This window comes from Legionella steelei (assembly GCF_001468005.1).
GTDB lineage: Bacteria > Pseudomonadota > Gammaproteobacteria > Legionellales > Legionellaceae > Legionella > Legionella steelei.
This window is the reverse complement of sequence record NZ_LNYY01000019.1, coordinates 1104204-1117834: the sequence shown is the minus strand read 5'-3', so window position 1 is coordinate 1117834 and position 13631 is coordinate 1104204. Positions and strand designations below refer to the sequence as shown.

Genomic DNA, 13631 nt, shown 5'->3' with positions numbered 1-13631 from the left:
ATGGCAACCGTCAATCTCATTGAAGTGTCAAAGAGTGTTGGACCTACAACGGTTCTAAATAAAGTAAACGTAGGCATCAAAAAAGGCGAATTTGTGGTTATTGTTGGTCCTTCTGGATGTGGAAAAACAACTTTATTGCGTTTAATTGCAGGTTTGGATGATGTCAGCTCGGGTTCAATTTTAATCAACGATCAATGTGTTAATGAAATACCCGCAGCCCAAAGAGATATGGCTATGGTTTTTCAAAATTATGCTTTATATCCACATATGACTGTATTCGAAAATATGGCTTATGGGTTAAAGATGCGACGTTATAAGAAAGCAGAAATTAAAAAAAGGGTGGATGAAGCAGCACAGTTGTTGCATTTGACTCCTTTTTTGGAGCGCAAACCACAAGCGCTTTCAGGAGGGCAAAGACAAAGAGTTGCTATGGGAAGAGCTATGGTGCGTTCTCCTGCAGTTTTTTTATTTGATGAACCCTTATCAAATCTTGATGCAAAGTTACGGACGGAAATGCGTCATGAAATTCGTCGGTTGCATCAACAATTAAATACAACCAGTTTATACGTAACTCATGATCAAACTGAAGCAATGACTATGGCTGAACGTGTTATCGTACTTAATCAAGGAGATGTTGAACAAATAGGTACTCCTCAGGAGCTCTATCAAAATCCTGCAACTTTATTTGTGGCTGGATTTACAGGACAATATCCTATGAACCTGATATCAGGAATCTTCGATAAAAGCAGTAATACGGTGCAAACGGATTTGGGAATTACTTACCCTATTCCTGATTTGGTTCTTGAGCTTGAAGATAAAGATGAATTGGTTTTGGCAATCCGCGCAGAGCATATTGTGTTGTGCTCTGAGAATAACCCACAAGGCATTCCCATCCATATTGAATTTATGGATGATATGGGCGCTGACAAATTGCTCCATGCTAAATGCATCAAAAATGGCCAGTCCCTTAATTTGCGTGTTACAGCAGATCAACAACTGACGGGTGGACAACTCTGGGTTGAGCTACCTAAAATTAAATTACATCTTTTTCATCGTACTTCTGGAAAACGTATTGGAGAATGGCGTGCGTAAAGAAAAAAACAAACTAAAACCAATTGATACCCCGGTTTATCGCTATTGGTCTGCATTGTATATGTCTTTCTATTCACGACGTCTTTATGTGGATGTTGGAAAACGTTGGCGAGGATTTGCTCTTTTTTACCTTATATTAACCATAGCCTTATTTTCAATTCCATTTGCATTAAGAATGAGCTTTAGCTTGAATGAAGCATTTAAAGATCAAATTACGGACCCTTTATCAAAAATTCCTGTTTTTGATATACAAAATGGTGAAGTTTCTTTTGATAAGCCAATGCCTTATTTAATTAAAAATGAGCAAGGGCAAGTAGTGGTTGCTATTGATACTACAGGTAAGATCAATGATTTTCCTACAGATTTTCCTTACCTTACGGTTTTGATTAATAAAAGTAAAATTTCTCTTAAAGTACCGAGTCTTAAACTGTTTAATATGACGGATTCAAAACCCAGTAGAAGTGAGCCTTTAGTTCAAAAGTTTGACAAAAGTACTAACCTTGTATTTGATGGTAAAAAAATTGCTGAACAAAACTCAATTAAAAATTTAAAACTCTTTTCACAACTGATGATTTACCCCATGGTTGTAGCAATATTTCTTTCAATTTTTATTGTTTTTTTCTTGGTGTTAGCATTTTTGGGGCAAGTTTTTTCAAATATATTCTTTTCCTTTAACGTAAGCTTTTTACAATCATGTCGCTTGTTAATTGTTGCTGGTACTCCTATGTTATTACTGCTGCTGATTATGTTTACACTCAATTCAATTTTTCCGGGATCAGGATTCATTTTATTTGCATTACTAATCGCATATTACAGTTTTGCACTTTATTCACTACGTGCAGAAAGTAGGCGAGTTATGATTTCATGAAAAACATTGAGTTTGATATGGTGATATTGGTTAGTGCATTTTGACTATTATTGGATTTCTATTGATGGATAGATGCAAATGGTGACTTTATGAGAGAGTTGATTCATTTTGCGCATGGAAATGGTTTCCCAGCTTTATGCTACAAACAAATGCTGGATGGCCTCGAGAAAGAATTCGATTATTGTTACATCGACCGAATTGGTCACGATCCTTTATTTCCAGTAAGCGAAAACTGGCACAATCTCGTATTGGAAGTTATTGGCAGTATTAAAAAGCAAGCCAATCAGCCCGTAATTGCAGTAGGACATTCTCTAGGAGGGATTTTGAGTTTCTTGGCAGCCATTGAGCAGCCAGAACTATTTAAAGCGGTGATCATGTTGGATTCGCCTTTAATTGGTACTTTTAAATCAAGTATGGTTCGTTTGGCAAAAGCTCTGGGCATTATTGATCGGGTAACCCCTGCATTAAGAACTCGAGGCCGTCGTATGTATTGGGATAGTCATGATCAATTAATCGCTTATTTAAAAACTCGAGACTTATTTAAAACCTTTACGGATGCTTGTTTAAATGATTATATTACCTACGGATTAGAGTACAAAAAGGATGGATACTATTTACGCTTCGACAGGCATATTGAATATCAAATTTATCGAACGATTCCACACGTCATTCCAAACTATGAAGGTAAGTTATTCATTCCAACAGCATTAATTTATGGTGACAAAAGTACTGTGGTTGGTAAAATGGATGTGCGTTACATGAAAAAATATTTTAATGTTATAAATTATAAGACACAAGGTACCCATTTATTTCCTATGGAATACCCAGAAGTTGTTGCAAAGCAAATTATAAAAATTGTGTCTGGTTTGAACTTAAATTGAGTCTATTGACAATTCGCTAGACTGAGCCAAAAAAGTGTCATTTTAGAGCACTAAACGCAGCATACACGAGTACGTGTGTATCGGAGCGTATAAATAAATGACACTTTTTTTGCCTAGGATAATCGAGTTGTTAACAGGCGTACTTGTGGTCAGAAGGCCCAAAATATTAAGGAGAATAATGTGCTACACGCTATTTTAGTGCTCATAATCATTGGCGCTGCAGGGATATTGCTAACAAGGCAAGCAGCAGTTTCAGTGTGGGCGATTAGCTTTGGTTTATTTAGTGCTCTCGTTTTCTGGTATGGTTCTCCTGGTTTAACAACAAAAATCATCCTCGTTTTAGTTGAACTTGCTTTAATTGTTTGTGCTATAAGACCTTTAAGACGCACATTATTATCCAAATATTTTTTCAAATCTGTAAGCAAAGCCATGCCAGCCATGTCTGCCACTGAACGAGAGGCACTTGAGGCGGGTACAGTAAGTTGGGAAGGAGATTTATTTAGTGGTGCTCCTGATTTTTCTATATTAAGGAACTTACCTACAGTAAGCTTGACTGAAGAAGAACAGGCTTTTATTAATGGTCCAGTGAACACTTTATGCTCCATGATTGACGATTGGGATATAACCCATAATCTTACTGATTTGCCTCAGGAAATCTGGCAGTTTATTAAAGACAATCGATTCTTAGGCATGATTATTCCCAAACATTATGGTGGCCTCGAGTTCTCTGCTACGGCACAAATGTCTGTTTTAGTAAAAATCTATGGCCGTTCAATTACTGCAGCTACAACTATATCTGTACCTAATTCTCTGGGCCCAGGTGAGCTATTACTTAAATATGGAACTGAGGAACAAAAAAATTACTATTTGCCACGATTGGCAGATGGACGAGAAATTCCTTGTTTTGCATTGACGGGACCCAATGCTGGTTCTGATGCGGCATCAATTCCAGATAAAGGCATCGTATGTCAACAAGAAATCGATGGCAAAACAGTACTAGGAATTCGGTTAAATTGGGACAAACGCTATATTACTTTATGTCCAGCAGCTACAGTAATTGGATTAGCATTCAGATTATTTGACCCAAGTAATTTGTTGGGTAAAGGTGAAGATGTAGGTATTAGTTGTGCGTTGATCCCAGCAAATACCGCTGGTATTACAAAAGGGCGTCGCCATTTTCCATTGAATACAGGCTTTTTAAACGGTCCAACACAAGGTAAAGACGTGTTTATTCCAATGGATTACCTGATTGGCGGGGTTGCAATGGCGGGTTGTGGCTGGCGCATGCTCATGGAGTGTTTGAGTGCTGGAAGAGCCATATCATTACCTTCGAGTGCGAACGGAGGGGCTCAAGCCGCTGCTTTAGCTTCTGGAGCTTATGCTCGCATTCGCAAACAATTTAGTCAGCCCATTGGAAAGTTTGAAGGTATTGAAGAACCTTTGGCGCGAATTGCAGCGAACACATACATTATTGATGCTGGTGTAACAATGGCTGCTGCTGCTATAGATAATGGAGCCAAACCTTCCGTAGTCGGTGCGATATTAAAATACCATACTACCGAACGAGCAAGACAAGTTTCGCTTGACTCTATGGATATTCATGGCGGGAAAGGCATTTGCCTTGGTCCTAATAATTATTTGGGTAGAGGATATCAGGGATCCCCCATCGCTATTACTGTGGAAGGTGCGAATATATTAACTCGAAGTTTAATTATCTTTGGCCAGGGAGCAATTCGATGCCATCCGTATGTGTTTAAGGAGCTTGAAAGCATTAGAAACAATAATTTGGTTGAATTCGATAAAGCATTTTTTGCCCATGCCGGGTTTATCATTGCTAATTTTACTAAGTCAGTTATTTTTGCTTGGACCGATGCACATATGTCTAAAGCACCGGTTAGTAGTGTGAAGCGTTACTACCAACTCGTGCATAAATACAGTGCGAATTTGGCGTTTCTTGCTGATTTTTCAATGACGGTTTTAGGTGGCAACTTAAAGCGTAAAGAGAAACTGTCATCTCGTCTTGGAGACATGCTGAGTGCATTATATTTGACTTCAGCAGTATTAAAACGTTTTCATGAAGATGGTGAACCAAAAGCTGATTTACCTTTAGTAGAGTGGAGTTGTCAGCAATTATTGCATGAGTGTGAAATGGCAATGCATGGAGTTATCGTCAATTTTCCAGCTCGTTGGGCACGAGTTGTTTTACGTCTGATTATCAAACCATTAGGCAATCGAAGAAATAAACCAAATGATCAGTTAGGCCATAAATTAGCTCGAGCTTTAATTGAACCTGGTGAAACTCGTAGCCGGCTTACTCATTTAGTTTATAGTAAAGCAAGCGAGAATTGTCCTTTGGGTCGTATGGAGGAGACATTCCATAAAATTTGTGCTGCTGATGAGTTAGAAAGAAAAGTAATGCGAGCAGTAAAAGATAATGTTTTGAAATCACTTACCTTACTTGAGCAGATCAATGAAGCTTTAGCTTGTGGTTTATTGACTGAAGCAGAAGCCAAGCAATTAAAAGAAGCGGAATTGGCACGTCAAGATGTGATTAAAGTAGATGATTTCAATGATGAGGATTTACGTCGGGCTCAACCAACAAAATCTAACAGAAGTAAAAAGGCTGTTGTTAATAAGGACGATATAGAATCAGAGATGATTTGATTTGTAAGTGTTCGCAAGGCTCCGTCGTTTTTAATTTGAGTGATTCTACCTCTACTTGCCGCGGCTTGACCGCGGCATCAAGGCATATTGTTAATCATTAATATTTAGCCTGTGTCGCTTTTTAGCCTGGATTAGCACCGGATTCTATTGTCGTCATTCTTGTATGTGTTAGGTAATTCGTTGACAAAAATAACAATAAACGTAGGCTGGCTGCTAACCCCAGCATGTATCAGTCCAATGTATGAGCACTATAGATAAGTGACTTGTTAGTTGAAACTACAGTGATGGTTTTCATAATAGGCATTTTTGAAGAATAAGAATTAACCCTGCAAACGCTGGGCTTAACAGCCCAGCCTACTGTGCTACACTTGCTTTTTCGCCAACGAATTACCAGGGATAAGGGGCGTGGCCTCCCCAGATTACGCTACGTTAATCCCCGCCACAATGCTATTTCATTTTAATTAGGTAGCTTTGGTCTATAATTAAACAAGGTTATTTGTATAAATAATACACATATTTTTTTCTGCAAGCAAGCTCCTTAATATATTAGGGACAATATTAAGAACATGGAGGTTAGCATGAAACGAAGGTCAGTGCAGGACAACATCATGATAACCGTACTTGTAGGATGCTTCATGTTGCTGCTATCCAGTTTGACCTTTGCAGATCCTATCAATCAAGTTTCTCGCTTAAGCTACATTAATGGTACTGTGAGCTTTTTACCTGCAGGGGAGTCTCAGTGGGTAGGTGTAACTCTTAATCGGCCTTTAGTCACAAATGACCAAATATGGGCAGATGCAGGATCTCTTGCTGAAATGCAATTATCTGGTGCTGCTGTGCGTATGGGAAGTCAAACGGCATTAAAAATTTTGAACCTGAATGACGAAATCGCACAATTTCAACTGACACAGGGAACCCTTGTTTTAAGTATCAAGAGTATAAATGGTCAACAAGCTTATGAGGTCGATACGCCAAATTTAGCTTTTGTCATTACAGAACCTGGCTATTATCGCTTTGATGTCATAGCAGAAGATGATATGACGACAGTTAGTGTGAGAATGGGGGAGGGAACCGCTTATGGGCAAAATGCATCAAATACAGTAGATGTTGGCAAGTCATGCAGTGCTACTGGGACTAATTTAGATAATTTTCAATGCACGACTCTCGGTGTTGCTTTAGATGATTTTGAAAGTTGGAGTTTAGATCGCGACAAGGTAGCGGGTACGGTTTCAACTCAATATATTTCTCCTGACACCATAGGCTATGAGGATCTCGGTAATTATGGCTCTTGGACTCAAGATCAACAATACGGTCCCGTTTGGTATCCTAATAATGTAGCGACAGATTGGGCACCTTACCAAGATGGTCAATGGATATGGCTAGGTTTTTGGGGCTGGACTTGGGTGGATAATCAACCTTGGGGCTTTGCACCATTTCACTATGGGCGTTGGGCACACCTTAGAAATCGATGGTGCTGGGTCCCTGGACCAATAGGTGCTCATCCTCTGTACGCACCTGCATTAACTGTATTTATTGGCGGTAATAATCCTCAATTCATGATAAATGGTGGATATGGTATTGGTTGGTTTCCTTTAGCACCAGGAGAACCTTATATTCCTTCTTATTATGTTAATCATAACTATTTTATCGCGATCAATCAGAGTAACACCGTTATTGATGTTGCTTTCATTAATAATATTTACAAGAATCAAAATATGATAATTAACTACAGAAATGCGCGGATTGCTAATGCAGTTACTGTTGTTCCATCAGATGATTTTATTAATTCCAGGATAGTGAATAACCTTCGTTTACACGTTCCTGATCAAATACTTTTTAATGCTGGGAAAACACATGTTGCACCTATTGTACCTCGAGCTATCAGTATATTAGGAGGAAAGGCCTTTACTCAGGTGAAACCTTCCGCTGAAATAATCTCAAGACCAATTATCACCAAAACACAGCCTTCTTCTGCAACACCTTCTTTCTCACAAGTACATCCGTTTTTGTTAAAAAATGCAGGCAGACCCCTGACCCCTGCAGAAGTTCAAAATATAAACACTGGAAAACCAGCTATTATCAAGCAATCACCACCGGTAACAGTGCACCCAGTACCTGGTCAAACACCTGGTGAGCAACCAGTTCCTAATCAAACTAATCCAAAAGCTCGTCCGGGCCTAAATGTTCAACCTACCCAAAATATTCAGCCTGGCTTAAATGCTCCACCCGGGATAAAAGTTCAACCTGGTCCAAAGGTTCGACCTCGCCCAACTGTTCAACCCAGTCCAAATGCTCAACCACAACCTTATGTTCGCCCAGGAACAAACATACAACCGAAACCGTATGTTCAACCTGGTCCAAATGCTCAACCGCAACCTTATGTTCGCCCAGGAACAAACATACAACCGAAACCGTATGTTCAACCTGGTCCAAATGCTCAACCGCAACCTTATGTTCGTCCAGGAACAAACATGCAACCAAAACCGTATGTTCAGCCTGGTCCAAATGCTCAACCGCAACCTTATGTTCGCCCAGGAACAAACATACAACCGAAACCGTATGTTCAGCCTGGTCCAAATACTCAACCGCAACCTTATGTTCGTCCAGGAACAAACATGCAACCAAAACCATATGTACACCCTGGTACAAGTGTTCAGCCATCCCCAGTTTTGAAACATGAACCTATGGTTCATCCAGCTCCTGCTATTCAAAATCAGCCTATGGTCCAACCACAGCAAGTGCCGCATCCTGTGCAACATGTGAAACCACAATATTAATTTGGACACTAATGGATGTACATTTGAATTGATTTCTTAACCTAATAAAAAACAAACAGGGGTAGCGAATGACTGAAAAGGTTTAGTGGATTTTCTTGATAATTAAATATTTTATAGCCGGTGTTATTGATCTACTTGAAACAGTTTGTAACGGAGATACTGAAAATGATTAATCATGTTTTTTAAAAGAAAATTAATTAGTGCTGACTCATAATGATTTTTGGGGTAAAAAAAGACCGGAGGTAGACCTCTGATCTAAAGACAGCTGTTAAAAAATTTACAATGTATTGATATTATGCGGTTTCTTTAGTGTCATCCGGCATGGTTATGTTTAATTCAAGCACTGAGTTATCTCCCATGCGTTCAAGGTTCACACTGACCTGGTCACGTGTGACATGAACGTATTTAGCAATAACAGCAAGAATTTCTTCTTGAAGCTTTGGCAGATAGTCAGGTGTATTGCGTTGAGAACGCTCATGAGAAATGATTATCTGTAAGCGCTCTTTAGCAACTGATGCTGTAGCAGTTCTTCTACGCAGGTAATTGAAAATGCTCATACAGTCACTTCCTCCTTGTTCTTACTGAATAAGCGACGCAATAATCCTTTACGATCATTACTTATGAAGCGCATTGGCCTCTCTTCGCCGAGAAAACGAGCAATTGCATCTTGATAGGCAATACCGGCATCACTTGTTTCATCAAGCACTACGGGTGTACCAGTATTTGATGCTTTAAGAACTGATTTTGACTCTGGAATCACTCCAATTAATGGAATAGCTAATATTTCTTTTACGTCTGTAACAGAAAGCATATCACCACGCTCAACTCGCTCTGGATCATAGCGTGTTAATAATAAATGTTCTTGAACGGGCGCTTTATTTTCAATCGCTCTTTTAGTCTTACTAGCAAGAATTCCCAATATGCGATCGGAGTCACGTACGGAAGAAACTTCTGGATTCGTCACAACGATTGCATGGTCAGCAAAATACATAGCCATTAATGCGCCTGTTTCAATCCCAGCTGGTGAATCACAAATAATAAAGTCAAAATCTTTTGCAAGATCGTTAAGAATTCGTTCAACTCCTTCGATCGTTAATGCATCTTTATCACGAGTTTGCGATGCAGGGAGGATAGAGAGGTTAGCAATACGTTTGTCTTTAATTAAAGCCTGATTGAGGTTTGCTTCGCCATTTATGACATTAATAAAATCATAAACGACCCGCCGCTCGCAGCCCATGATGATATCGAGGTTTCTTAAACCAATATCAAAGTCAATAACCACTGTTTTGTGCCCTAAGAGAGCCAGGCCTGAAGAAATAGCCGCAGAAGAAGTGGTTTTTCCCACTCCGCCTTTGCCAGATGTAATTACGATTATTTTAGCCAACGCTGAACCCTTCCTATTTTTTTTGATTCAACACAATATTTAAACAACAGTGTACACGTTAATTGATAAATAATTCAAGTAGTACAACAGTGATCCGAGGAAAAACATTTCCCAAAATGCAGCGGGGCAAGAATGGTTTTTGCTGATTATTTTGATGATTTTTTTTTGCTTTTTGGTTTTTAGAGCGTGGAATAAAAAAATTAATATAAAGTGAATATAAATGAAGGGGGCTGAATTATCAGTTAGAAGGATCGAGTAAGTCCTTATAAGCCAAGGTATTATTTTGTTTTATTGTAAATTATCTGTTTAATTTGTCCACAATTTATAGTATACTATTCGGTTAATTTAACTCCTGATAGCGAGAATAAAATGGCGCTTTCTATTGTGCAGCAATCATTAACCTTTGACGACGTACTTCTTGTTCCTGCACACTCTTTAATACTTCCTAAAGACGTGTCTTTGAGAACAAAATTAACTCGTTCAATCAACCTAAATATTCCTCTTGTATCAGCAGCGATGGATACTGTGACTGAAGCTCGCTTAGCTATTGCTTTAGCACAAGAGGGGGGCATTGGTATTATTCATAAGAATATGACCATTATGGCACAGGCTGAAGAAGTTCGAAAAGTGAAGAAATTTGAAAGTGGTATGGTTAGGGCTCCAATTACGGTGACTCCTAATATCAGTGTTAAAGAGTTACTTGATGTAATGTCTAAATATAATTTTTCTGGTGTTCCTGTAGTGGATGGAGAAAATTTAGTTGGTATCGTAACCAGTCGTGATATTCGTTTTGAAACTAATTTGTCTTTGAGTGTCGAGCACGTCATGACCCCTAAAACACAATTAGTAACCGTCAGAGAGGGAGCAAGTCGCGAAGAAGTTCGTAGTTTATTGCACAAACATCGCCTTGAAAAACTACTTGTAGTAAACGATGCGTTTCAATTACGTGGATTAATTACGGTAAAGGACATACAAAAAGCTAAAGAAAATCCTTATGCATGTAAAGACTCTGCAGAGCAATTGCGTGTTGGTGCGGCTGTTGGCGTAGGAGAGGGTACTGATGAGCGCATTAGAGCATTAATTGCAGCAGGCGTTGACGTCCTGGTCGTTGACACAGCTCATGGACACTCACAAGGAGTACTTGACCGTGTAAAATGGATTAAAAAACATCATCCAGAGATACAGGTAATTGGTGGAAATATTGCAACAGCCGCAGCAGCTCATGATTTATACGCTGCAGGCGCAGACGCTGTAAAAGTTGGTATAGGCCCAGGTTCTATTTGTACTACACGGATTGTAACTGGTGTTGGTGTCCCCCAAATTACTGCCATTGCGAATGTGGCAAAAGAACTTAAAGGAAAAATTCCAGTCATTGCTGATGGAGGCATACGTTTTTCTGGTGATGTATGTAAAGCACTTGCTGCGGGCGCAGATACTGTAATGCTTGGTAGTATGTTTGCAGGAACAGAAGAATCGCCAGGTGAAATTGAGTTGTATCAAGGAACAACTTATAAAAGTTATCGAGGTATGGGGTCAATTGGTGCTATGGCTTCATCGCAAGGTTCCAGTGACCGCTATTTCCAGGATGCATCATTAGGCTCTGATAAATTGGTTCCAGAAGGCATTGAAGGTCGAGTTCCTTATAAAGGCTCGGCGCAAACAATCATTCATCAATTGTTAGGCGGCTTACGCTCTTGTATGGGATATACAGGATGCGAAAATATCGAACAACTACATACTAAAGCTGAGTTTGTACAAGTGACTAATGCCGGAATGAGGGAATCGCATGTTCATGATGTCAGTATTACAAAACAGGCACCAAACTATCAGGTGGATAATTAATAATGAATGACTTAAAGCAACATCCTTTACTGATCCTAGACTTTGGTTCTCAATACACACAATTAATTGCACGCCGAGTGCGCGAGTTAGGTGTTTATTGTGAAATTCATCACTTCAATATAACCCAAGAAGAATTCACTTCTTTAAGTCCTTGCGGCATCATTCTATCTGGTGGCCCAGCAACTGTAACCCATGATGAGAACCCGAGAGCACCACAATGGTTGTTTAACGCAGGAGTGCCTATTTTAGGAATTTGCTATGGTATGCAAACCATGGCCGTGCAATTAGGAGGAGAAGTACAGTCATCTTCTGTTAGAGAGTTTGGTTATGCTGAATTAAAATTACACGGTCACAGCAAATTGTTTTCGCAAATTGAAGATCGGCTCAGCGCAGATGGAAATGCTTTACTCGATGTTTGGATGAGTCATGGTGATAAAGTGACGAAATTACCTCTTGGTTTTAATGTGGTTTGTGAAACACGTAATGCACCAATAGCTGGAATGGCTGATGAAAGCCGTCAAATGTATGGAGTACAATTTCATCCTGAAGTAACACATACGCTACAAGGCATGCGTATTTTATATCGTTTCGTTGTCGATATTTGTAACGCTTCAACGAACTGGACATCAGAACTCATTATTGATGAAGCAATCAATAAAATCAGAGCTAAAGTAGGAACAGAAAGAGTGTTGCTTGGCTTGTCAGGTGGTGTTGATTCTTCTGTTGTGGCTGCTTTATTGCATAAGGCAATCGGCAAACAATTAGTTTGTGTTTTTGTTGATACAGGCCTGTTACGTTTCAATGAAGCAGACGAAGTCATGGAAATGTTTGGCAAGCACATGGGAGTAGAGGTTATTGCCGTTCATGCAGAAGAGAAGTTTTTTAATGCACTGAAAGGTGTTACCTGCCCTGAAGAAAAAAGAAAAATTATTGGACGTACTTTTATTGAAGTATTTGATGAAGAGGCACTAAAAATTCCTGGGGTTTCTTGGTTGGCGCAAGGAACGATTTACCCTGATGTTATTGAGTCGGCGGCCACGACTACCAGCGGTGCCTCAGTTGTCATTAAATCACATCATAATGTGGGCGGTTTGCCAGAAACATTGAACTTAAAATTATTAGAGCCTATCCGTGAATTATTTAAGGATGAAGTGCGTAACATTGGTCTTGAACTAGGTTTGCCGCATGATATGGTTTATCGCCATCCTTTTCCAGGTCCTGGTTTGGGCGTGCGAATTTTAGCAGAGGTGAAAAAAGAATACGCAAATATTTTACGTCAAGCGGATGCTATTTTTATCGATGAATTAAGAAAAGCAGATCTTTATCATAAAGTTAGCCAGGCTTTTGCTGTATTTCTACCGGTAAAAAGTGTAGGCGTGATGGGCGATGGGCGTAAATACGATTATGTGATTTGTCTTCGTGCTGTTGAGACGGTTGATTTTATGACGGCGCATTGGTCGCAATTACCCTGGGAATTTCTTGGCCATGTATCCAATCGTATTATTAATGAAGTCGATGGGGTATCTCGTGTAACGTACGATATCTCAGGTAAACCTCCTGCTACGATTGAATGGGAATAACTGTAGTAATTGTAGCGTAACGTGGGTTTTCTATAACAGACTTTCCCGGGTTACGCTGCGCGCAGGCTACATTTTACAAAATCTAACTTAACAATGAACGATCACTATTGGATGCAGAAAGCATATGAACAGGCAATCCTTGCTCAAAATGAAGGAGAGGTTCCTATTGGTGCTGTGTTAGTGAGTAAGGACAATCAGTTATTAAGCTTAGGACGGAATTTTACACAAAACAGCCATGACCCTTCAGATCATGCAGAAGTACGTGCGATTAGAAGTGCATCGCAACAGTTAAAAAATCACCGATTATTAGATACAACACTTTATGTGACCCTCGAGCCTTGTGCTATGTGCGCGGGGCTTATTGTGCATGCACGGATTAAACGGCTGGTTTTTGCAAGCCGAGATTTTAAAGCAGGAGCTGCGGGCTCTGTCTATAACTTATTGCAAGGTTACCCCCTAAATCATAAAGTTCAAATTGATGAGGGAATAATGCAAGCAGAATGCTCAATTTTACTCACTGATTTTTTCCAAATGTGTCGGTAA

Annotated in this window: 10 protein-coding genes; 8 read left to right on the top strand and 2 right to left on the bottom strand. The window is 39.5% G+C overall.

From position 1 onward, the window contains the following. The 5 genes from Lste_RS09040 (at position 1) to Lste_RS09020 (ending at position 8282) form a co-directional block, all read left to right on the top strand. Positions 1 to 1092, top strand: a complete 1092-nt coding sequence (locus Lste_RS09040; RefSeq protein WP_058510701.1) for an ABC transporter ATP-binding protein — start codon at positions 1 to 3, stop codon at positions 1090 to 1092. After that, on the top strand, positions 1085 to 1960 hold the full coding sequence (locus tag Lste_RS09035) for a DUF1189 family protein (protein ID WP_058510700.1): 876 nt from the start codon (positions 1085 to 1087) through the stop codon (positions 1958 to 1960). The genes Lste_RS09040 and Lste_RS09035 overlap by 8 nt, the downstream gene beginning before the upstream one ends. Positions 1961 to 2049: 89 nt before the next feature. Then, on the top strand, positions 2050 to 2841 hold the full coding sequence (locus Lste_RS09030) for an alpha/beta fold hydrolase (RefSeq protein WP_058510699.1): 792 nt from the start codon (positions 2050 to 2052) through the stop codon (positions 2839 to 2841). A 180-nt stretch (positions 2842 to 3021) separates the two neighbouring features. Continuing rightward, the gene (locus Lste_RS09025; protein ID WP_058510698.1) at positions 3022 to 5505 is read left to right on the top strand and encodes an acyl-CoA dehydrogenase; all 2484 of its coding nucleotides are present in this window, start codon (positions 3022 to 3024) and stop codon (positions 5503 to 5505) included. Positions 5506 to 6083: 578 nt separating this feature from the next. After that, complete coding sequence (locus Lste_RS09020) at positions 6084 to 8282, top strand: DUF6600 domain-containing protein (RefSeq protein WP_058510697.1); 2199 nt, start codon at positions 6084 to 6086, stop codon at positions 8280 to 8282. Between the two features lie 293 nt (positions 8283 to 8575). Here the strand turns inward: Lste_RS09020 and minE are convergent, their stop codons facing one another. Together minE and minD are read right to left on the bottom strand one after the other, a co-directional pair. After that, positions 8576 to 8839 carry a cell division topological specificity factor MinE gene (gene minE / locus Lste_RS09015; RefSeq protein ID WP_058510696.1) on the bottom strand — a complete coding sequence of 88 codons (264 nt, stop codon included), beginning with the start codon at positions 8837 to 8839 and terminating at the stop codon, positions 8576 to 8578. After that, positions 8836 to 9666, bottom strand: coding sequence for a septum site-determining protein MinD (gene minD, locus Lste_RS09010; RefSeq protein WP_058510695.1), 831 nt, complete (start codon positions 9664 to 9666; stop codon positions 8836 to 8838). The genes minE and minD overlap by 4 nt, the downstream gene beginning before the upstream one ends. Before the next feature lie 369 nt (positions 9667 to 10035). Between minD and guaB the strand changes: the two genes are divergently transcribed. The 3 genes from guaB to tadA all read left to right on the top strand — a co-directional run bounded on the left by guaB (position 10036) and on the right by tadA (position 13631). Next, entirely contained in the window at positions 10036 to 11508 is a 1473-nt protein-coding gene (guaB, locus tag Lste_RS09005) for an IMP dehydrogenase (RefSeq protein ID WP_058510694.1), read from the top strand. Positions 11509 to 11510: 2 nt separating this feature from the next. Then, the gene (gene guaA / locus Lste_RS09000) at positions 11511 to 13088 is read left to right on the top strand and encodes a glutamine-hydrolyzing GMP synthase (protein WP_058510693.1); all 1578 of its coding nucleotides are present in this window, start codon (positions 11511 to 11513) and stop codon (positions 13086 to 13088) included. Between the two features lie 93 nt (positions 13089 to 13181). Next, the gene (gene tadA / locus Lste_RS08995; protein ID WP_058510692.1) at positions 13182 to 13631 is read left to right on the top strand and encodes a tRNA adenosine(34) deaminase TadA; all 450 of its coding nucleotides are present in this window, start codon (positions 13182 to 13184) and stop codon (positions 13629 to 13631) included.

Coding starts and splice junctions, on each gene's coding strand:
- Lste_RS09040 (WP_058510701.1), top strand. CDS start 1: ATGGCAACCGTCAATCTCATTGAAGTGTCAAAGAGTGTTGGACCTACA.
- Lste_RS09030 (WP_058510699.1), top strand. CDS start 2,050: ATGAGAGAGTTGATTCATTTTGCGCATGGAAATGGTTTCCCAGCTTTA.
- Lste_RS09020 (WP_058510697.1), top strand. CDS start 6,084: ATGAAACGAAGGTCAGTGCAGGACAACATCATGATAACCGTACTTGTA.
- minE (WP_058510696.1), bottom strand. CDS start 8,839: ATGAGCATTTTCAATTACCTGCGTAGAAGAACTGCTACAGCATCAGTT.
- guaB (WP_058510694.1), top strand. CDS start 10,036: ATGGCGCTTTCTATTGTGCAGCAATCATTAACCTTTGACGACGTACTT.
- guaA (WP_058510693.1), top strand. CDS start 11,511: ATGAATGACTTAAAGCAACATCCTTTACTGATCCTAGACTTTGGTTCT.
- tadA (WP_058510692.1), top strand. CDS start 13,182: ATGAACGATCACTATTGGATGCAGAAAGCATATGAACAGGCAATCCTT.